The following is a 20,805-nucleotide window of genomic DNA, read 5'->3' as shown; positions in this document are numbered from 1 at the left end:
AAAATCATACTATTTTATTAAGGACTATTCATTTAAACATATTAATAATGTATGTGAATAAATTTCAATAGACTAAGATAATGCGTTGTAAAACAAATCTTATAGGAAAAAAGGAGTGTATAAAAAGTAAATTTAACCCGAAATAAGATGAGCAAAGGTTCTTATAAACAGTTTAATCTCTATAAAACAGTTATTTTGTGTTATTTATAATGATTCCAGATTGTTAAATATAGATTAAAAACAGTTACTTAAACTTTTCAAGTAAAATTCATTATTGTATATTTGCAACCTAACATTAAAATAAAAATGACTAAAAACGGTGTAAGCCCTGATAAAGAGATAGTTTTTAGCAGCGAATCCTTAAATAAAGTACATGAAATAATTGCAAGATATCCGGAAGGTAAGCAAAAATCTGCTTTAATTCCTGTGTTGCATTTGGCTCAAAAAGAATTTGGAGGATGGCTAGATGTCCCTGTTATGGATTATGTGGCTTCTTTATTAAATATTTCACCAATAGAAGTATATGAAGTAGCTACTTTTTATACAATGTTTAATATGCAGCCTGTCGGAAAATATGTGTTGGAAGTGTGTAGAACCGGTCCATGCATGTTAAATGGAAGCGATCAAATCATTGAACATATTAAAGAAAAATTGCAGATAAAAGAAGGAGAAACAACCGCAGATGGTATGTTTACTCTAAAACCGGCAGAATGCTTAGGCGCTTGCGGGTATGCCCCTATGATGCAAATTGGTAAATTTTATCATGAACATCTGACAAAAGAAAAAGTAGATGAAATCATTGACCTTTGCAGGGCTGGAAATATTGCAATTGGTTAAACAATAAGTTAGAAGCATATATTATAATATAATGAGTAAAAAATTATTGCTTAAAAATATTGATGTAGAAGGAATAAAAACTTTTGAAGTTTTTAGAAAGCATGGAGGCTACACTGCAGCGGAAAAAGCCCTTAAAATGACTCCGGATGAAATTTTGGAAGAAGTTAAGACCAGCGGACTTAGAGGTCGTGGAGGTGCCGGGTTTCCTACGGGGTTGAAATGGAGCTTTTTGGCTAAGCCGGAAGGAGTGCCGCGCTATTTAGTGGTTAATGCAGATGAATCAGAGCCGGGAACTTTTAAAGACCGATATTTAATGGAATATATACCTCATCAATTAATAGAAGGTATACTTATTTCATCTTTTTGTTTAGGAGCCAACGTTTCCTATATATATATACGAGGAGAATATTCTTGGATTCCAGAGATCCTAGAACACGCAATACAAGAAGCAAAAGCCAATGGCTTTTTAGGTAAAAATATAAAGAATACAGGATATGATCTGGAAATTTATGTTCAACGCGGTGCAGGAGCTTATGTATGCGGAGAAGAAACCGCATTGTTGGAATCTTTAGAAGGAAAACGAGGTAACCCTAGATTGAAACCACCTTTTCCGGCTGTTAAGGGGTTATATCAATGCCCTACCGTGGTTAATAACGTAGAAACCATTGCAACTGTACCGGCTATTATTTCCATAAGCGGAGCAGAATATGCTAAAATGGGAGTAGGAAGATCTACGGGAACTAAATTAATTTCCGCTTGTGGAAACCTGAATAAACCGGGAGTATACGAAGTTGACTTCAATTTAAGTATAGAAGAATTTATTTTCAGCGAAGAATATTGCGGAGGAATACCTAAAGGTAAAAAATTGAAAGCCTGTATACCGGGTGGATCATCAGTTCCTATTTTACCCGCTAAATTATTGCTAAAGACAGCTAACGGCGAAACCCGCTTGATGAATTACGAAAGTATGGCAGATGGAGGGTTTGTTACTGGAACAGCCTTAGGTTCAGGTGGATTTATAGTTTTAGATGAAGACCAGTGTATAGTAAGACATACGATGACTCTGGCGCGTTTTTATAATCATGAAAGTTGTGGACAATGTACACCTTGTCGCGAAGGGACCGGGTGGATGTACAGAATACTAAAAAAAATAGAAGAAGGACGGGGAACATACGACGATATCGATTTGCTATGGAATATACAAAGTAAGATAGACGGTAATACGATATGTCCTTTAGGAGATGCAGCGTCCTGGCCGGTTGCAGCAGCTATTAGACATTTTAGAGATGAGTTCCAATGGCATATAAATAATCCAGAATGTTTAACAAAAAATTATGGTATAGCTGAATATGCAACTATTTAACAAAAGTAATTTATTGTTTTTATTAGCAATATTTACAATTGGTGCAGTAGATGCCCAAGAACAAGAAAAGAACAAAAGAAAAGCTCACAGAAAAGGTGAAGTATACGCCTACTGGGGTTGGAACCGAGCCTATTATGGAAGGTCATCCGTCCATTTCACAGGTAATGATTATAATTTTACCCTACATGGAGTAAAAGGCGACGATAAGCCGATTGGCTGGAATTTTCACGATTTTTTAGATCCAACCAGAGTAACGATACCTCAAGTAAATTATAGAATCGGTTATTTCTTCAAGGATAACTGGGCGGTTTCTTTAGGTATGGATCATATGAAATATGTAGTTAGACCGGGGCAATGGGTTAAATCAACAGGAACAATTAACACTCCCGGATATGAGGATGCAATCGTTGACGGAGAATACATTTATTTAACTGATGATTTTTTACATTTAGAACATACAGACGGTCTAAATTACTTGAATGCAGAAATAGAATATTATCATAATTTCATAAGCTCCGGCTTTTTTAAATTTAATAGTATAGCAGGAGGAGGTTTAGGATTGCTAATCCCAAAAACCAATGCAACTATAATGAATAATGAAAGACATGATAAATTTCATTTAGCAGGGTGGGGGTTAGATGCAAAAGTAGGAGCAGAATTGCTGTTCTGGGATCTTTTTTTCCTTAGAACGGAATTAAAAGAAGGAGTTATATCCATGCCGGATATTAGAACAACATCCAGCAGTTCGGATAAAGCTTCTCAAAATATTTTGTATCTCCAATGGAATTACACATTCGGATTCAGTTGGCATTTTTAATGCACCAAGATATATTAAAATCTAATGAACGAAGAACCAAATAAAATAAAAGTAACAATAGATGGAATTACTGTAGAAGTAAATCCAGGGATTCCAATTGTAGAAGCAGCACGACAAATAGGAGGAGCCTCTGTTCCGCCTACTATGTGCTATTATAGTAAATTGGAAGGAAGTGGGGGACGTTGCCGCACTTGTTTGGTGGAAGTGACTAAAGGATCAGAAAAAGATCCACGTCCTATGCCTAAGTTAGTACCGGCTTGTCGTACCAATGTAATGGATGGTATGGAAGTTAAAGTTATTACTTCTGAAAGAGTAATACAAGCCGTACAAGGAGTTACAGAATTTTTATTAATTAACCATCCTTTAGATTGTCCTATATGCGACCAGGCAGGAGAATGTAAACTTCAGGATTTGGCCTATGAGCATGGGTTGGATAAAACCCGTTCTGAATTCCCAAGAAGAACTTTTCAATCCGATGATTTAGGACCGTACATAAAATTAAACATGAACCGATGTATTCTTTGTGCAAGATGTGTATTAGTTGCCAATCAACTTACCGACCAAAGAAATCAAGGGATACTATTCAGAGGGGATCATGCGGAAATAAGTACATACATAAGCAAAGCTATTGAAAATGATTTTTCAGGAAACATGATCGATGTTTGTCCGGTGGGAGCTTTAACAGATAGAACCGCTCGATTTAAAAGTAGAGTTTGGTTTACTGAACCGGTAAATGCAACTTGTACTTGTGAAAAATGCAGCGGCAAAGCAGTATTATGGATGAAAGGAGATACCATTATACGGGTAACAGCGCGAAAAGATGCATACAATGAAGTAGAAGAATTTATATGCAATGATTGTCGATTTGAAAGAAAAGACCTGAATTATTGGAATATAGAAGGTCCTGCCCATATCAGCGATCATTCTGTAATTTCGGTAAATCATTACGAATTACCATTACCTAAAAATGATCCGCATTATAAAATCGAAAAATTTAAAGCTAAAACATTAGAATAATATATATAATATGTGGTTTACAGTAGTATTGGTAGTTATTTTATTTGCGTTGTGTTTAGGAGCTGCAGCTTATGAAACCTTAATGGAGCGAAAAGTAGCAGCTTTTTTACAAGATAGAATAGGACCCAATAGAGCAGGAATATTCGGTTTAATGCAACCTTTATGCGACGGAGGAAAACTTTTTTTCAAAGAAGATTTTGTTCCAAAAAATGCAGAAAAATGGTTGTTTATCATATCACCGGGAATTTTAATGCTAATAGCATTAAGCACAGGAGCAGTGATTCCTTGGGGAAAATCTTTATTTATAGCAGGAGAATCTCATTTAGTTCAAGTAGCAAACATTGATGTAGGAGTTCTGTATATAATGGGTATCGTATCCATCGGAGTATACGGAATCATGCTGGGAGGTTGGGCTTCCAATAATAAGTATTCATTGTTAGGGGCTATAAGAGCTTCTTCACAAATGATCTCTTACGAGTTGGCTATGGGATTATCCCTTCTTTCCATCATTATGATGACAGGAACATTGGATTTAAGAGCCATGGTAGAGCAACAAGCTTCCAACTTATACGGATTATCATTTTTAAATGGTATGGCTTGGAATGTATTTTATCAACCCTTAGCATTCGTATTGTTCGTTACCTGTTCGTTTGCAGAACTAAACAGAGCCCCTTTTGATTTGGCAGAGTGTGAATCCGAGTTGATCGGAGGTTATCATACAGAATACGGATCCATGAAATTCGGTACATTCCTTTTTGCAGAATATATAAACATGTTTATTAGTTCAGCTTTAATAAGCACTCTATTTTTTGGAGGTTACAGCTTTCCGTTTATGAATGAATTGGCCAAAAATGGAACACTTGGAGAAAATGCAATAGGAATTATAAGTATAGTAGCATTTTTAATAAAAATAGTCTTTTGTATATTCTGTTTTATGTGGGTAAGGTGGACATTACCTAGATTCAGATACGACCAATTAATGCGTTTAGGTTGGAGAGTCATGATACCTTTGTCCATTCTCAATTTATTAATAACTGCTACTATTGTAGTATTTGGCTAAAATAAAGAAAAAAGTAAAGAAAGAAATTAAATTTATGCAGAGGCTTACCAATAAATCTAAGATAATTTCAAATAAAGAAATGACCTTAAAAGAAAAGATATATCTTCCTGCAGTATTAGGAGGTATGAAAATCACTTTTAGTCATTTTTTCAAAAAACCGGTTACCACTTCATATCCAGAAAAGAAAAGAGAGTTTAGTCCTGTATACAGAGGCAGACATGTACTCAAAAGAGACGATGAAGGAAGAGAGCGTTGTACAGCTTGTGGATTATGTGCATTAGCCTGTCCGGCTGAAGCCATTACAATGGTTGCCGCTGAAAGAAAGCGAGGAGAGGAGCACTTATATAGAGAGGAAAAATATGCAGAAAACTATGAAATAAACATGTTACGATGCATATTTTGCGGAATGTGTGAAGAAGCATGTCCTAAAGAAGCCATATTTCTTACTGACCGTTTAGTAATGCCGGAACATTTACGCAAAGAATTTATATACAAGAAAGATAAGCTTGTAGAAAGCATGGACAATAGAATAGACGTTTCACAAAGGCAAATAAAAAAATATACGGTAGAAAAATAAAGAATATGGAAGCAATTTTGTTTTATTTAATATCTGCTAGTGCAATTGTGAGCGCATTATTTGTTGTATTCAGTAAAAACCCTATGTACAGCATCATTTCATTGATCATAACCTTTTTTTCCATATCAGGTTTATATATAATGTTAAATGCTCAATTTTTAAGTGTAGTTCAAATTATAGTTTACTCCGGAGCCATTATGGTTTTATTCCTCTATGTGCTCATGATGCTGAATTTGAAAGAAAAAGACGAGCCATTAAAAGGAAGTGCTTTTCGAATTTTGGCAACCATATGCGGAGGATTAGTATTCATTGGATTTATTGGAGCATTAAGAGGATATCAACAAATAGATTTTCCTACGAATCCCGACAGTCAAATTGGATTAACTAAAAATTTAGGACACTTATTATTTAGTCAATACGTATTACCCTTCGAATTAGCTGGGATTCTATTTTTAGGTGCATTAGTGGGTGCAGTTATGATAGGAAAAAGAGATTTATAAAAAAATATTTATTTTCTTGAAACAAAAAAGAAATGGTTAACAGTTTATTACAAAGTATACCGGTAGATTATTTTATATACTTATCTGCATTACTATTTTGTATAGGAGTAACAGGAGTATTAGTAAGAAGAAATGCAATCATAATTTTAGGATGTGTGGAGCTGATGTTGAATTCAGTGAATCTTTTATTGGCAGCATTTTCAGCCTACAAAGGAGATGCAGACGGTCAAATATTAGTATTTTTTATTATGGTTGTGGCAGCAGCCGAAGTTGCAGTAGGATTAGCCATCATAACCATGATGTATAGAAATACACGATCTGTAGATGTTAGCTTATTTAATAGATTAAAAGGATAAGAAATGGAGAATATAATATATTTAATACCAATTTTACCACTTATTGGATTTATTATTTGTGGAATTTTTGGAAGTAAAATGCCTAAAACGGCAGTAGGAACAATTGCTAATCTTGCTGTTTGGATACCTTTTTTTCTATCCGTATATTTGTTTTACACGTTTACAGAACCCGTTAAAGCATCCCTGTTTAATTGGTTTGCAGTTGACACTTTAAAAGTTAACTTTTCCTTTCAAATAGATCAATTATCCTTAGTGATGATGATGATTGTTACAGGAATCGGATCTTTAATTCATCTGTATTCCATTGGATATATGCATGAAGATAAAGGCTTTTATAAATTCTTTTCTTATTTAAATCTCTTTATATTTTCCATGCTCTTGTTAGTAATGGGAAGTAATTTCTTAATCCTATTTATAGGATGGGAAGGAGTAGGATTTTGTTCCTATTTACTTATTGGCTTCTGGTATACCAATAAAGAATATGGATATGCTGCCAGAAAAGCATTTGTAATGAATAGAATAGGAGACTTAGGGCTCTTAATAGGAATATTTATGTTATTTTATTACTTTGGAAGTGTAGAATACTCCGACATAGCAGCCAAAGCCCATTTATTTAAATTAAATGACCCTATATTAATTACAGCTACTGTATTTCTATTCATAGGAGCTATGGGTAAATCTGCTCAAATACCACTTTATACATGGTTACCTGATGCGATGGCAGGGCCTACACCGGTATCAGCATTAATTCACGCCGCTACCATGGTAACAGCAGGTATTTATATGATTATCAGATCCAATGCCATTTATAGTTTAGTGCCGATTACTCTAGACTTTATAATGTATATTGGTTTAGCTACTTCAATACTCGCAGCATTCATCGGATTAAGACAGAACGATATAAAGAAAGTGTTGGCTTATTCAACAGTTTCACAACTTGGACTTATGTTTACCGCTTTAGGAGCAGAAGCTTACACTACTGCTTTATTCCATGTAATCACTCACGCATTCTTTAAAGCATTATTATTTTTAGGAGCGGGTAGTGTTATTCATGCGATGAGTGGAGAACAAGATATGAGATACATGGGAGGATTAAGAAAAAAAATCCCGGTAACTTATTGGACATTCCTAATTGGAACATTAGCTATTTGCGGAATACCTCCTTTAGCAGGGATGTTCTCTAAAGACGAAATTTTAGTAGCACTTTGGACTAAAAACAAAATTATTTGGGGACTTACCTTATTTTCAGCAGCTTTAACCTGTATATATATGTTTCGCTTACTATTCCTTACATTCTTTGGAGATTTCAAAGGTACCGAGGAGCAAAAGAAACATTTGCATGAAAGTCCGGCTATAATGACCATTCCTTTATTGGTTTTAGCTCTATTAACCGTTGTAGGCGGAGGAATAAACTTACCTCATTATTTAGGAGAAGGAATTTCTCAAAAATTAGCGCATTGGTTGCATCCTATTTATGTAGGTTTACCTATACATCAAGAACCTTCTTTAGGTACTGAAATGATGTTACTGGGAATAACTTTAGCTGTAATAGCTATGGTAGCCCTTGTTACCTACAACAAATATGTTACCCGAAAAGTACGGGCAACTATTGTAGAAAATATGACCGGATGGGAAAAATTTTCAGCACATGCTGCTTATATCAATGAATTTTATAATGAAGTCATTGTAAATCCGGTTTTAAACTTAGGAAAATTTCTGAAAAATATAGTTGATAAATATATAGTAAACGGAATAGTAGAAGGAACAGCAAAAACAGTTAAGGGATGCGGAAGTGTCCTTAGACTAATACAAAACGGAAATGTAGAATTTTATGTATTTGCAATGTCCTTGGGAATATTCATATTATTATTAGTTGCAGAATTTTTAAGTCATTAATTAAAATACAAAAAGTAAAAAGATATAATGTTAACTTTAGCAGTACTACTTTTACCAATCATAGGATCAGGCTTATTATTTGCCTTAAAAGGGAATATTTCAAAATATATAGCATTTATAATTGCAATATCCGAATTGGTATTAACCGCTATTATATGGTGTAACTTCAAAGCAGATTCAGGAATTCAGTTTGAAATTGGAAAAGAGTTGTATTTTTCACCGATTAAATCTACGTTACATTTTGGAGTTGATGGATTAACTGTCCTAATGCTTCTATTAACCAATGTATTAACGCCAATTATACTCTATTCATCATGGAACGATGAACGCCCTTCCGGCTTTTATGCATTAATTTTATTAATGCAATTTGGATTAGTGGGTATTTTCTCTTCCTTAGATGGTTTAATGTTTTATATATTTTGGGAAGTAACTTTAATTCCTATTTGGTTTATATGTGGAATTTTTGGAACAGGTGAAAACAGATTGAAAATAAACTATAAATTTTTTATTTATACTTTTTTTGGATCTTTATTTATGCTTGTTGCACTAATATATGTTTACTTGCAAGCGGGATCATTTGACTTAAATGCCTTATATGCAGTTAAAATTCCTGCACAAGCACAAACATTCATTTTTTGGATGTTTTTCTTAGCATTTGCAATCAAATTACCCATATTTCCTTTCCACACTTGGCAAGCAGATACCTACACAATGGCTCCTACCCAAGGCTCCATGTTATTATCCGGTATCATGCTTAAAATGGGAGTATTTGGAATCATCAGATATTTATTACCTCTTTCACCTGAAGCTGTAGGAGGAACTTCCGGTTCCATAGCCTTAATTTTATCAATTATTGGAATTGTATATGCATCTTTAATTGCTATCGTTCAAAAAGATATTAAGCGACTTATTGCTTTTTCTTCAATGGCACACGTGGGACTTATTGCTGCCGGTATATTTGCAAGTGCAATCGTATCCATGCATTGCGGTATTGATAGTACCGGTATTGAAGGAGCCTCAATTCAAATGTTGGCACACGGAGTTAATGTAGTCGGTTTATTTTATGTAGCGGATGTATTAATTAAAAAATTCGGTACAAGAGATTTAAGTAAAATGGGAGGATTAGCATCTAAAGCTCCATTTTTAGCTGTTTTATTTATGATAATCTCTGTTGGAACTATGGCTGTTCCATTGACCAATGCATTTATAGGTGAATTCCTTTTATTGAAAAGTATTTTTACATTAAGCATTTGGGGAGCAATTATAGCCGGATTAACCTTAATCTTATGTGCCGTCTATATTACCAAAATGTACGGAATGTCAATGTTTGGTAAAGGAAATCAAGAATTTTTAGAAGGTCAGAAAGATGTTAATTTACAAACTAAATTAGGATTGATCGTAATAGCGGCTTTAATTATAGTTTGTGGAATTTATCCTCAACCCCTATTATCATTATCTTCAGAAACGGCTCAACACATAGTATCTCTTTTAGTTAAATAAGTTACTTGATCAATAAGTAACAATTTTGCTAATAGTTGTAATTTTCGGGTTAGTTTAAAAAATTTAACATTTTGAAATTTGGCAGATACTCATATGGTATCAACTCATTTCAATTGACAATTTTACTAGGTAAATGAGTGGTAAATGTGAAAAATTTGGAAAAAGTCTATTTCAAGAAATAAATCATTTATTATGCCTATCAATTGTTGTTGAAATTAATTTTCCTTTTATTATTTACAAAATTATTTAGCTGATTAAAGCTTAAAATATTTTTTTATTTCCAATTTCCAATCTAAAATTAGAGATTAGCAAACTATCATCTTTAAGAAAAGGAAGAAAATAATTCAAAAATTGTAAATAATAATTTTAAAGTTGTTTACTTTTTATATTTCTCCAGAAGTTTTAAATTTACAAAATGTCAGATTTATTAGATCCGGATAAGAATAAATATTCAAAAGAAGATATCGCTCAAGAAGAGCAGGTGCGTCCTAAAAGTTTTTACGAATTTGTAGGTCAATCTCATATTATGGATAATCTGGAGATTTTTGTAAAGGCTGCCAAGTTAAGACGCGAATCTTTGGATCATGTATTACTACACGGTCCTCCGGGGCTAGGTAAAACTACCTTAGCTAATATCATTGCAAATGAATTAAATGTTGGAATAAAAATCACTTCAGGGCCTGTATTAGATAAGCCCGGTGATCTGGCAGGTTTATTGACCGGATTGGAAGAAAATGATGTACTGTTCATTGATGAAATCCATAGGCTTTCTCCCATAGTTGAAGAATACTTGTATTCAGCCATGGAAGATTATAAAATAGACATAATGATTGAAAGCGGGCCCAATGCTCGATCAGTTCAAATCAATTTAAATCCTTTTACCTTAATTGGAGCAACGACCCGCTCGGGATTGTTAACAGCTCCGCTTAGGGCACGTTTTGGAATTAACTTTAGATTTGAATACTATCACACAGAATTATTAAGCAGTATTGTGGAAAGAAGTTCGCGCATAATGAATATGCCGATAGATACGCAGGCTGCTATAGAAATAGCTTCCCGTAGCAGAGGAACTCCGCGTATTGCCAATGCGTTGCTACGAAGAATCAGAGATTTTGCGCAAATTAAAGGTAATGGAAAGATAGATCTTACCATTTCTGAAATTGGTTTAGAAGCGTTAAAAGTAGACAAACACGGTCTAGATGAAATGGATAACAAGATTTTAAGTACCATTATTGATAAATTTAAAGGAGGACCAGTAGGATTAACAACTATAGCAACAGCAGTAGGAGAAAATCCGGGAACTTTAGAAGAAGTATATGAACCTTTTTTAATTCAAGAAGGCTATCTTATGCGTACACCCAGAGGTAGAGAAGCAACTGAAAAAGCCTATAAACATTTAGGCAAAATAAAAATGCTGGGCAATCAATCAGAACTATTTTAATATGAAATCCTATATCTATTTATTCATAGCTATATGCTTAGAGACGGCTGGGACCTCTTTACTTCCGATGACTAAAGAATTTACCAAATGGAAACCAACAGTCCTTTTTTTTGCTCTCTTTTTTGCAGCTTTATATAGCCTTACTAAAGCCATTAGAGTCATACCAATCGGGATAGCCTATGCTATTTGGTCAGGAATAGGAATTGTATTAATAAGTCTTTCAGGCTACTTTTTATACAAACAAAAATTAGATATTCCGGCTATTATTGGAATCGTATTTATCATCATAGGTGTACTTATTATAAACCTATTTTCCAAAACAGCAGGACATTAACTACAAATAAATAAAAAACAAATGATACTTATTGAAAACGCTACAATTATAAATGAAGGACAATCGTTTATAGGATCAGTTTTACTGGAAAAAGATATCATTTCCGAAATATACAGAGGCGAAGTTCCTGCGGAAATTAGCGCTCGATCAACGAAAATAAATGCAGAAGGTTTATGGCTTATTCCCGGAGTTATCGATGATCAAGTACATTTCAGAGAACCGGGATTAACCCATAAAGGAGATATTCATAGTGAAAGCCGTGCTGCTCTTGCTGGTGGAGTAACTTCATATATGGAAATGCCTAATACCAATCCACAGACCACAACAATTGAAGCTTTGGAAAATAAGTTTGTCCTTGCTTCACAAAAATCCTATGCGAACTATTCTTTTTACCTGGGAGCGACCAATGATAATAGAGAAGAATTAATGAAAGTTAATCCCAAGAAGGTTTGCGGAATAAAAATATTTATGGGTTCATCCACAGGGAATATGCTGGTTGATAATAAAAAAGCCCTGGAGACTATTTTTTCTGAGGTTGATATGCTGATTGCAGTTCATTGCGAAAAAGAAGAAATTATAAGGAAAAATATCGAAAAATATAAAGCTATTTATGGCGAATATATACCGATTCCTTGTCATCCTTTAATTAGAAGCGTAGAAGCTTGCTATCAATCCTCATTCGAGGCAATTGAATTAGCCCATAAATATGGAACACGTCTTCATGTTTTACATATATCCACAGAAAAAGAATTGAGTTTATTTGAAAATAAACCATTAGAAGAAAAGAAAGTTACCGGAGAAGCTTGTGTACACCATTTGTGGTTTACTGATGAAGATTATGAAAAATTAGGATCCAAAATAAAATGGAATCCCGCAGTAAAAACAAAAAAAGACCGAGATTCTATACTTAAAGCAGTTGTAGAAGATCGATTAGACGTTGTTGCAACTGATCATGCTCCGCACTTATTGAGTGAAAAAGAAGGCGGATGCTTGCAAGCTGCCTCAGGAGGTCCTTTAGTACAACATTCTTTAGTAATGATGTTAGAATTAGTTAAACAAGGGAAAATTACCAAAGAAAAAGTTATTACTAAAATGTGTCATGCCCCGGCTCAACTGTATCAGATTAAAAAAAGAGGCTATATACGTAAAGGTTATTATGCAGATTTAGTTTTGATTAATCCAGAAAAGCCATATAAAGTATCACAAGAGAACATTCTTTACAAATGTCGATGGTCACCGTTAGAAAATATAACTTTTAGTTCATCCGTTGAAAAAACTTTTTTGAACGGAAAATTGGCTTACAGTGAAGGAGAAGTAAAAGAAGTAAGAGGAATGGCATTAGAATTTGAAAGATAAATTGTATAAAAAATTAAGTCAAGAATTAAAGTCTGGGAAATATTTGCATGAGTAAGCAGAAAATACATAAAACGAATGCGGCGAGATTACTAGATTTACACAAAATTACATATGATCTTATTCCCTATGAAGTAGATGAAAAAGACTTAAGCGCCATACATGTAGCAGAGACTTTAGGGGAAAATATAAATCAGGTATTTAAAACCTTGGTATTGGAAGGGGATAAAAACGGTTATTTTGTTTGTGTTATTCCCGGAAATGAAGAAATTAATTTAAAGCAGATAGCATCACTATCCGGCAATAAAAAATGCGACTTAATTCCGATGAAAAATCTAATAGCATTAACGGGCTATATCAGAGGAGCATGCTCACCCATAGGCATGAAAAAATTATTTCCAACCTATATAGAAGAATCCTGCTTGAATTTCGATTCCATTTACATTAGTGCCGGACAAAGAGGATTACAAATTCAATTAAATCCACAAGATTTGATTAAACTCCTTCAAGCAAAAATTTTTAAAAACAGTTGAATAAAATCAATAAATATTTTCTGTGTTCATAAAAACAAATAAGGTTTTAATATTAAGATAATAATTTCGCAAAGAGATAATTGCAATCCAAGAATAAATAAAAAATTATTTTCGATATATTTAAAAAACGCAATAATTTCATTTATAAAACTTTCGTAAATTTGTATCCTAAAAATTTTAGAAGAATGATAAAAATTACTCTTCCTGATGGAAGTGTGAAAGAATTTGAAAATTCCGTAACACCGTTGGACATTGCCAAATCCATATCTGAAGGTTTGGCTAGAAATACAATTTCTGCAATAGTAAATGGTAAACAAGTTGAAATTACCGATCCTATTACGGAGGATGCAACGGTACAATTATTAACATGGAATGATGATTTAGGAAAGAAAGCGTTTTGGCATTCTTCTGCCCACTTATTGGCACAGGCGATTATGGAGTATTATCCAAATGCTAAATTAACTATTGGTCCTGCCATTGAAAATGGATTTTATTACGATGTTGATTTTGGAGATGAAGTTTTTTCAGAAAAAGATTTTGAAAAAATTGAAAAGAAAATGTTGGAAAATGCCAAAAAAGACTCAACGTTCTCCATCCGTTCTGTTTCTAAAAATGATGCATTAGAAGCCTATAAAGATAATCCGTTTAAAACTGAATTAATTGAAAATTTAGAAGATGGATCGATCACTTTTGTAACACACGATAATTTTACCGATTTATGTAGAGGTGGACATATTCCTTCTACCGGAATAATTAAAGCCGTAAAAGTATTAAATGCAGCAGGGGCTTATTGGAGAGGCGATGAAAAAAATAAACAGTTGGTTCGTGTCTATGGAATTTCTTTTCCAAAACAAAAAGAATTAACTGAATACTTAGAAAGAATAGAAGAAGCAAAAAAGCGTGATCATAGAAAATTAGGAAAAGAGCTTCAATTATTTACTTTTTCCGAAAAAGTAGGAGCAGGATTACCTTTATGGTTACCAAAAGGTGCAAAACTAAGACAAAAACTTATTGACTTTTTAGGAGCGGCACAGCGAAAAGCAGGATATGAAATTGTAGCAACCCCTCATATCGGGCATAAAGATTTGTATGTTACCAGCGGACATTATGAAAAATACGGAGCAGATAGCTTCCAACCTATAAAAACACCTAATGCGGGTGAAGAATTTTTATTAAAACCGATGAATTGTCCACATCACTGTGAAATTTATCGATCTTCCCCTTGGTCGTATAAAGATTTACCGAAACGATTCGCAGAATTTGGAACCGTTTATAGATATGAGCAAAGTGGAGAATTGCATGGACTTACCCGAGTTAGAGGATTCACTCAGGATGACGCCCATATCTTTTGTACTCCGGATCAATTGATCGGAGAGTTTGAAAATGTAATAGATCTCGTATTATATACATTTAAATCCTTAGGATTTAACGAATTTACTGCCCAAGTTTCATTGCGCGATAAAGAAAATAAAGGAAAATATATTGGAAGTGATGAAAATTGGGAGAAAGCTGAAAATGCGATTAAACAAGCAGCCGAAAAGAAAGGATTGCCAACGGTTGTTGAATATGGCGAAGCAGCTTTTTATGGGCCAAAGCTCGATTTTATGGTTAAAGATGCCTTAGGTAGAAACTGGCAATTAGGTACTATTCAAGTAGACTATAATTTGCCGGAAAGGTTTGATCTTTATTACATAGGAGCAGATAATGAAAAACATCGTCCTGTAATGATACATAGAGCGCCTTTCGGTTCTTTGGAACGCTTTGTAGCCATTCTGTTAGAACACACTGCTGGAGATTTACCTTTATGGTTAAGTCCTGAACCGTTTATTATACTTCCTATTAGTGAAAAGTATGTAGATTATGCAAAAAAAGTTTTGGATTTAATGGAAAATTCGGATATTTGCGGACGAATAGACGATCGTAACGAAAAGACAGGTAAAAAGATACGAGATGCAGAGATCAATAAAATTCCTTACATGTTTGTAGTAGGAGAGAAGGAAGCTTCCTCCGACACTGTGTCGATTCGTAAACGTGGAGAAGGAGATTTAGGTACTTTTTCTTTAGAAGAAGTAGTAACGATGATGAAAAAAGCAACAAATAATCAATAAAATTTAAATACCATAGCACTTAACAGAAATAATTCAAGAGGGAAGTATATCCCAAAGAAGCAAGAGCCAGAACACAAAATTAACGGAAAAATTGATGTTCCGGAAGTTCGTTTAGTAGGAGATAATGTTACTCAAGGAATCTATCCTATAAAAGAAGCATTAGCTATTGCCGAAGATTTAGAGTTGGATTTGGTAATGATCACAGAAAGTGCAAATCCACCTGTTTGTAGAGTTGTTGATTATAAAAAATTCCTGTACGAACAGAAAAAGAAGCAAAAAGAACTCAAATCTAAGCAAACCAAAGTAGTGGTTAAAGAAATTCGTTTTGGGCCACAAACCGACGAACATGATTTTGAATTTAAAAAGAAACATGCTCAAAAATTTTTGGAAGAAGGTTCTAAACTAAAAGCTTACGTTTTCTTTAAAGGGCGTTCCATTGTTTTTAAAGACCAAGGACAAATTTTATTATTAAGATTAGCGCAAGAATTAGAAGAATGGGGTAAAGTAGAGCAAATGCCAAAGCTCGAAGGGAAAAGAATGATTATGATGATGTCTCCCAAAAAATAGGATAAGAAATGAATAACTTTTAATTTAAAAATTAAATCGTTTATGTGAAAAGATTTTTATTTTTATTATTAATATCTCTATTCATTTTACATTGTTACTATTATTACCCGTATCTGTCAGATGATAGTTTGATTTCCTTACGATACACTGATCGTTTTTTACAAGGTAAAGGATTAACATGGAATGATAATGAAAGACCTGTTGAAGGATATTCTAATTTATCATGGATACTATTAATATCTATTTTCGGTAAATTAGGATTTAACTTAATTTTATCCCTAAGGTTAGCAGGTCTTATCTGTAGTATTAGTGTGCTTTATATCATTTATTTATATTATAAAGATAAAGATTTTAATGCTCTTTTTGTAGGTTTATCATTTCTTATTTGTACCTCTGCATTCGCTACTTGGACAATAGCCGGTTTAGAACAGCCTCTATACACTTTGTCTATTTGCTTAATGATTTATTCTGTCTTTAAAATTATTGATTTATATAATTTTAGAAAATATAATTGGTTACTTTCTATTTCCTTAGCTGTTTTAGTTATATCAAGACCCGATGGGGTTTTATTTTCAGTTATAACTTCTTTTTTTTTCTTTTTTTTCTTACTATATCAAAAAAGACCGTATAAATTTATAATTGCTTTTCTGATAAAAATCCTCTCCTTACCTATAATTTTTTACGTTATTCAATTACTATTTAGGTTAAATTATTATGGAGAATGGTTACCAAATACCGCTTTTGTTAAAGCTAAAGTTACCTTATATACTATTTTGTTAGGATTTATATATTCAGCTAGAGCTCTTAAAAATACTTTGCCTTTTTCAATAATAGGTATACTATTTATTATATATTTTTCAATTGTTAAAAAGAACAGTAAATTTATCTACCTTTTAGCTGTGATGGGTAGTTGGGTAGTATATGTAACCTTGGTTGGAGGTGATATATTCCCGGCATTCAGGCACTTTGTTCTTGTTTATGTAATTTTAACTTATGCTTTAATAGAAGGATTTATAAAATGTAATTTTAAATTTTTTAAAACAAAATATTTTTCAGCAATATTTACTTTTATATGTATCCCTTGCTATTTATATCTGCAAATTAATTATTCTAGCAATAAAATTGTTAAACATGAAAAATGGGAATGGGATGGTTTACTATTAGGAGAATTTTTGAAAAGAGGTTTTTATAAACAACAGCCGTTGTTAGGAGTTACAGCCGCCGGATGTATACCCTATTCATCTAATTTGCCTTGTTTGGATATGTTAGGTTTAAATGATTATTATATCGCTAGACACCCACCCAAAGATTATGCTAAAGGAGGGTATATTGGTCATGAATTAGGGGATGTAAATTATATTTTGAAACGTAATTCTGATATACTAATATTTACAGTAGGACAATCAACTCCAAGCTTTAGAATAGGAGAAGAACTTAAAAAAAATAATGAATTTTTAAGAAAATATAAGCCTGTTCTTTTCTCCATCAATGATTCTTATAATCCCACATTATTCATGAATAAATATGGGAATAAATTGGGAATACGTGAATATGATAAATTTATAACAATACCGGGATATCTTTTGGGAGATTCAAAGAATAATGTAGTAGTATTAGATAAACAAGATAATAAGTTTAAAACTAAAATATTATTTAACAAGACTGCTACAATAACTTTAAATTCTAAAAATAAAAAGTGGAGAATTTATTCTATCAATAATCAAAAGCCCGATCTTAATAATGTAAAAATTGCACTAATAAATAATATTAAAAATGATAGTATCACTATTCACCTTACCTCATTAGTTAAAGAAATTGATATTGATGAAATTAAATTAGCATACGATAAATGATTTGTTTATTTTTTGAAAAATATCTAATTTTGTACAATTGATAACGAGGTAAATAAATAAGAAAATGCCAAAATTAAAAACAAAATCAGGTGCTAAAAAGCGTTTTTCAATTACCGGATCAGGTAAAATTAAAAGAAAACATGCATTTAAAAGTCACATTTTAACTAAAAAAAGCACAAAACGTAAACGTAATCTGACGTATTCTACTTTAGTAGATATCGCAGACGAAAAAAGCGTTAAAAGACAATTATTAATTAAGTAAGAGAGAATATCTTTTGAAAGATATTCCGGTTTTTTAAAAATCATTTAAAAGTTTAACCCTGAATTGGGTAAAAGAAGAGAAGATAAAAAATGCTTCCACCCACTTCAAAAAAACAAAAAAGTATGCCAAGATCAGTCAATTCAGTAGCGTCAAGAGCGCGCAGAAAAAGAGTCCTAAAATTAGCTAAAGGCTATTACGGGAGAAGAAAAAATGTTTGGACAGTAGCGAAAAATGCTGTTGAAAAAGGTTTGCAATATGCCTATGTAGGTAGAAAGCAAAAGAAAAGAAATTTCAGAGCTTTGTGGATACAGAGAATTAACGCAGGTGCCAGACAATACGGTCTTTCTTATTCTAAATTTATAGGTTTACTAAAAGAAAAAAATATAGATTTAAATAGAAAGGTTCTTGCAGATTTAGCTATGAACCATCCAGAAGCTTTCAAAGCGGTTGTGGATACTGTAAAAAAATAAATTTAATAATATTTTCGTTATCATAATAAAAACACTCACTATATAGTGAGTGTTTTTTATTTTAATTATACTTGATTTAAATGCTAAAAATACACAGAAGATTCACAAGATGTTGCCAAAGTTTTTAAAAAGGCATATCAGAATCCTGGTCATCAATAGTATCATCAATTCCAAAGGAATCGCTAGGATTAATAGATGGAATATTTATGGAGCTGTCAAATGAAGTTTCATCATTGATTTTACTTTCAAAAGTGGTAGAACTTATACTTTCCTGTACGGAAAAATAATCTTCATCTATATCCGAAAATTTAGCCTGAGAACTCGTAAAACGCAATCGAACATCTTCCAGAGCACCGTTTCTATGCTTTGCAATAATAAATTCTGCTTGACCTGTACAAGGTGTTCCATCTTCCCAAGTATCTAATTTGTAATATTCCGGTCGATATATAAAGGTTACAATATCGGCATCCTGTTCAATAGCCCCCGATTCCCTCAAGTCCGAAAGTAAAGGTTTTTTACTTCCTCCGCGAGTTTCCACAGAACGGGATAACTGCGAAAGTGCTATAACAGGTATTTCAAGCTCTTTAGCAATAGCTTTTAATGAACGAGAAATCGTAGCAATCTCTTGCTCCCTATTTCCTATACCTTTTCCTCCTGCCGACATTAATTGGAGGTAATCGATCATAATCATTTTTACTCCATGCTGAGAAACAAGTCTACGAGCTTTAGCTCTCAAATCGAAAACAGAAATCCCGGGAGAATCATCTATAAATATCGGCGCATTTTCCAATTTATTAACTCGGGAATAAAGTTGTTGCCACTCTAATTCGGATAAATTGGCTTTTCTCAACTTTTCAGATTCAATTCCGGTTTCACTGGATATCATACGCATCATCAACTGTTCTGCGGACATTTCTAATGAAAATACACCGATCGGAGTTTCTGCCCCTATGGCAATATTTCTGGCCATGGAAAGAATAAAAGCCGTTTTACCCATACCGGGTCTTGCTGCAATAATTATAAGATCCGAAGGTTGCCAACCGGCAGTAATTTTATCCACATGCTTAAATCCTGAAGGAATACCGCTCATCCCTTGTTTAGATTCTAAAGATTTAATCTTTTTTAAAGCATTGGAAACTAAATTTTTCGCTTCATTGAAAGTTCGTTTCAAAGTACCGTTGGTAATTTCATATAACTGACTTTCAGAATAATCCAACAAATCGAAAACATCTGAAGTTTCATCATACGATTTTTCAATCATATTAGATGATATTTCGATGAGTTTCCTAAGTATATATTTTTCAAGAATAATTCTTGAATGGTATTCAATGTGAGCCGAAGAAGATATTTTGTTGGAAAGTTGAATCAAATAAAAATCGCCTCCTGCAGCCTCCAAATTACCTTGAGATCGTAATTTATTGGATATAGTAAGAATATCAATAGGGTCTGTTTGCTTAAAAAGATCTTCAATGGCTTCATATATTAGTTGGTGCTCTTTTTTATAAAATACTTCGGGAGATAAAATATCTATAATTTCATCTAACCCTTTTTTATCGATCATCATGGCACCTAGTACAGCTTCTTCTAAATCAATAGCTTGAGGGGGAAGCTTTCCTTTTTCTAAGTTAATGATTTTGTTGGATTTAGGAATTTTATTGTATTTAGATTCTAGTTGTTCCATATCAGTTTCAAAAATATGCAAAATTATAAGGTAGACCTATCTTTTTTCTAAACAATTTTTTAGAAGTCAGATGTAACGTTTAATAAACTATTGCAATAATTATTCATATATGTAAATTCATCTAAACAACTTATGAACAATTTTGAGATATGCTGTCTTTTATTCATTTTAGTAAATAATGTAAACGATTTCCGGCTATCGATTGTCAGTCTATATAAAACTAAATTTATTAAGCCTATGATAAAAAAGTAAACCTACCAAGTGATTCAATTATTATATA

Annotated in this window: 20 protein-coding genes; 19 read left to right on the top strand and 1 reads right to left on the bottom strand. The window is 32.9% G+C overall.

All coding sequences use genetic code 11. The features are described from left to right. The first annotated feature begins 306 nt into the window (after window positions 1–306). The 19 genes from nuoE to rplT all read left to right on the top strand — a co-directional run bounded on the left by nuoE (window position 307) and on the right by rplT (window position 18,844). Window positions 307–837, top strand: coding sequence for an NADH-quinone oxidoreductase subunit NuoE (gene nuoE, locus GYM72_RS08195; protein WP_220264059.1), 531 nt, complete (start codon window positions 307–309; stop codon window positions 835–837). Between the two features lie 31 nt (window positions 838–868). Next, window positions 869–2,200 (top strand): NADH-quinone oxidoreductase subunit NuoF, encoded by a 1,332-nt coding sequence (nuoF, locus tag GYM72_RS08190; protein ID WP_220264058.1) that lies wholly within the window; start codon window positions 869–871, stop codon window positions 2,198–2,200. A gap of 13 nt (window positions 2,201–2,213) precedes the next feature. Further along, window positions 2,214–3,017 carry a hypothetical protein gene (locus GYM72_RS08185; protein ID WP_160550006.1) on the top strand — a complete coding sequence of 268 codons (804 nt, stop codon included), beginning with the start codon at window positions 2,214–2,216 and terminating at the stop codon, window positions 3,015–3,017. 24 nt (window positions 3,018–3,041) lie between these two features. Then, on the top strand, window positions 3,042–4,034 hold the full coding sequence (locus tag GYM72_RS08180; RefSeq protein WP_160564608.1) for a 2Fe-2S iron-sulfur cluster-binding protein: 993 nt from the start codon (window positions 3,042–3,044) through the stop codon (window positions 4,032–4,034). A gap of 10 nt (window positions 4,035–4,044) precedes the next feature. Continuing rightward, window positions 4,045–5,094, top strand: a complete 1,050-nt coding sequence (gene nuoH, locus GYM72_RS08175; RefSeq protein WP_160541730.1) for an NADH-quinone oxidoreductase subunit NuoH — start codon at window positions 4,045–4,047, stop codon at window positions 5,092–5,094. A gap of 79 nt (window positions 5,095–5,173) precedes the next feature. Next, entirely contained in the window at window positions 5,174–5,671 is a 498-nt protein-coding gene (locus GYM72_RS08170; protein WP_105296887.1) for an NADH-quinone oxidoreductase subunit I, read from the top strand. Between the two features lie 5 nt (window positions 5,672–5,676). Beyond that, window positions 5,677–6,171, top strand: coding sequence for an NADH-quinone oxidoreductase subunit J (locus tag GYM72_RS08165; protein ID WP_105296750.1), 495 nt, complete (start codon window positions 5,677–5,679; stop codon window positions 6,169–6,171). A gap of 32 nt (window positions 6,172–6,203) precedes the next feature. Further along, a complete protein-coding gene (gene nuoK, locus GYM72_RS08160) occupies window positions 6,204–6,527 on the top strand; it encodes an NADH-quinone oxidoreductase subunit NuoK (protein ID WP_105296749.1) in 324 nt (107 codons plus the stop codon). Between the two features lie 3 nt (window positions 6,528–6,530). Continuing rightward, window positions 6,531–8,423, top strand: a complete 1,893-nt coding sequence (gene nuoL, locus GYM72_RS08155) for an NADH-quinone oxidoreductase subunit L (protein WP_220264057.1) — start codon at window positions 6,531–6,533, stop codon at window positions 8,421–8,423. A 27-nt stretch (window positions 8,424–8,450) separates the two neighbouring features. Continuing rightward, window positions 8,451–9,923 (top strand): NuoM family protein, encoded by a 1,473-nt coding sequence (locus GYM72_RS08150; protein ID WP_220264056.1) that lies wholly within the window; start codon window positions 8,451–8,453, stop codon window positions 9,921–9,923. Between the two features lie 415 nt (window positions 9,924–10,338). Continuing rightward, on the top strand, window positions 10,339–11,364 hold the full coding sequence (gene ruvB / locus GYM72_RS08145; RefSeq protein WP_160541733.1) for a Holliday junction branch migration DNA helicase RuvB: 1,026 nt from the start codon (window positions 10,339–10,341) through the stop codon (window positions 11,362–11,364). 1 nt (window position 11,365) lies between these two features. Then, window positions 11,366–11,698 carry a multidrug efflux SMR transporter gene (locus GYM72_RS08140; protein ID WP_105296745.1) on the top strand — a complete coding sequence of 111 codons (333 nt, stop codon included), beginning with the start codon at window positions 11,366–11,368 and terminating at the stop codon, window positions 11,696–11,698. 21 nt (window positions 11,699–11,719) lie between these two features. Continuing rightward, window positions 11,720–13,054 carry a dihydroorotase gene (locus tag GYM72_RS08135; RefSeq protein WP_220264055.1) on the top strand — a complete coding sequence of 445 codons (1,335 nt, stop codon included), beginning with the start codon at window positions 11,720–11,722 and terminating at the stop codon, window positions 13,052–13,054. Window positions 13,055–13,101: 47 nt separating this feature from the next. Continuing rightward, the gene (ybaK, locus tag GYM72_RS08130) at window positions 13,102–13,584 is read left to right on the top strand and encodes a Cys-tRNA(Pro) deacylase (RefSeq protein ID WP_220264054.1); all 483 of its coding nucleotides are present in this window, start codon (window positions 13,102–13,104) and stop codon (window positions 13,582–13,584) included. A gap of 185 nt (window positions 13,585–13,769) precedes the next feature. Then, window positions 13,770–15,692, top strand: a complete 1,923-nt coding sequence (gene thrS, locus GYM72_RS08125) for a threonine--tRNA ligase (RefSeq protein ID WP_220264053.1) — start codon at window positions 13,770–13,772, stop codon at window positions 15,690–15,692. A gap of 48 nt (window positions 15,693–15,740) precedes the next feature. Beyond that, window positions 15,741–16,259 carry a translation initiation factor IF-3 gene (gene infC, locus GYM72_RS08120; RefSeq protein ID WP_255410571.1) on the top strand — a complete coding sequence of 173 codons (519 nt, stop codon included), beginning with the start codon at window positions 15,741–15,743 and terminating at the stop codon, window positions 16,257–16,259. Between the two features lie 44 nt (window positions 16,260–16,303). Beyond that, a complete protein-coding gene (locus GYM72_RS08115) occupies window positions 16,304–18,112 on the top strand; it encodes a hypothetical protein (RefSeq protein ID WP_220264048.1) in 1,809 nt (602 codons plus the stop codon). 64 nt (window positions 18,113–18,176) lie between these two features. Next, window positions 18,177–18,374, top strand: a complete 198-nt coding sequence (gene rpmI, locus GYM72_RS08110) for a 50S ribosomal protein L35 (RefSeq protein ID WP_105296740.1) — start codon at window positions 18,177–18,179, stop codon at window positions 18,372–18,374. A 122-nt stretch (window positions 18,375–18,496) separates the two neighbouring features. Next, window positions 18,497–18,844: a 50S ribosomal protein L20 gene (gene rplT, locus GYM72_RS08105; RefSeq protein WP_220264047.1), complete on the top strand. Its 348-nt coding sequence runs from the start codon at window positions 18,497–18,499 to the stop codon at window positions 18,842–18,844. A 124-nt stretch (window positions 18,845–18,968) separates the two neighbouring features. On the opposite strand, the gene dnaB is transcribed toward rplT, so the two are convergent. Then, a complete protein-coding gene (dnaB, locus tag GYM72_RS08100) occupies window positions 18,969–20,525 on the bottom strand; it encodes a replicative DNA helicase (protein WP_160541738.1) in 1,557 nt (518 codons plus the stop codon). Window positions 20,526–20,805 lie beyond the last annotated feature (280 nt).

Origin of the sequence: Apibacter sp. ESL0404 (assembly GCF_019469245.1) — a bacterium.
Classification (GTDB): Bacteria; Bacteroidota; Bacteroidia; order Flavobacteriales; family Weeksellaceae; genus Apibacter.
The sequence above is the reverse complement of the archived record's forward strand: the minus strand, read 5'-3'. Positions and strand labels throughout refer to the sequence as shown.

Excerpts from the sequence above, each read along its gene's own strand:
- nuoE (WP_220264059.1), top strand. The coding sequence starts at position 307 with ATGACTAAAAACGGTGTAAGCCCTGATAAAGAGATAGTTTTTAGCAGC.
- nuoF (WP_220264058.1), top strand. The coding sequence starts at position 869 with ATGAGTAAAAAATTATTGCTTAAAAATATTGATGTAGAAGGAATAAAA.
- GYM72_RS08180 (WP_160564608.1), top strand. The coding sequence starts at position 3,042 with ATGAACGAAGAACCAAATAAAATAAAAGTAACAATAGATGGAATTACT.
- nuoH (WP_160541730.1), top strand. The coding sequence starts at position 4,045 with ATGTGGTTTACAGTAGTATTGGTAGTTATTTTATTTGCGTTGTGTTTA.
- GYM72_RS08170 (WP_105296887.1), top strand. The coding sequence starts at position 5,174 with ATGACCTTAAAAGAAAAGATATATCTTCCTGCAGTATTAGGAGGTATG.
- GYM72_RS08165 (WP_105296750.1), top strand. The coding sequence starts at position 5,677 with ATGGAAGCAATTTTGTTTTATTTAATATCTGCTAGTGCAATTGTGAGC.
- nuoK (WP_105296749.1), top strand. The coding sequence starts at position 6,204 with ATGGTTAACAGTTTATTACAAAGTATACCGGTAGATTATTTTATATAC.
- nuoL (WP_220264057.1), top strand. The coding sequence starts at position 6,531 with ATGGAGAATATAATATATTTAATACCAATTTTACCACTTATTGGATTT.
- GYM72_RS08150 (WP_220264056.1), top strand. The coding sequence starts at position 8,451 with ATGTTAACTTTAGCAGTACTACTTTTACCAATCATAGGATCAGGCTTA.
- ruvB (WP_160541733.1), top strand. The coding sequence starts at position 10,339 with ATGTCAGATTTATTAGATCCGGATAAGAATAAATATTCAAAAGAAGAT.
- GYM72_RS08140 (WP_105296745.1), top strand. The coding sequence starts at position 11,366 with ATGAAATCCTATATCTATTTATTCATAGCTATATGCTTAGAGACGGCT.
- GYM72_RS08135 (WP_220264055.1), top strand. The coding sequence starts at position 11,720 with ATGATACTTATTGAAAACGCTACAATTATAAATGAAGGACAATCGTTT.
- ybaK (WP_220264054.1), top strand. The coding sequence starts at position 13,102 with ATGAGTAAGCAGAAAATACATAAAACGAATGCGGCGAGATTACTAGAT.
- thrS (WP_220264053.1), top strand. The coding sequence starts at position 13,770 with ATGATAAAAATTACTCTTCCTGATGGAAGTGTGAAAGAATTTGAAAAT.
- rpmI (WP_105296740.1), top strand. The coding sequence starts at position 18,177 with ATGCCAAAATTAAAAACAAAATCAGGTGCTAAAAAGCGTTTTTCAATT.
- rplT (WP_220264047.1), top strand. The coding sequence starts at position 18,497 with ATGCCAAGATCAGTCAATTCAGTAGCGTCAAGAGCGCGCAGAAAAAGA.
- dnaB (WP_160541738.1), bottom strand. The coding sequence starts at position 20,525 with ATGGAACAACTAGAATCTAAATACAATAAAATTCCTAAATCCAACAAA.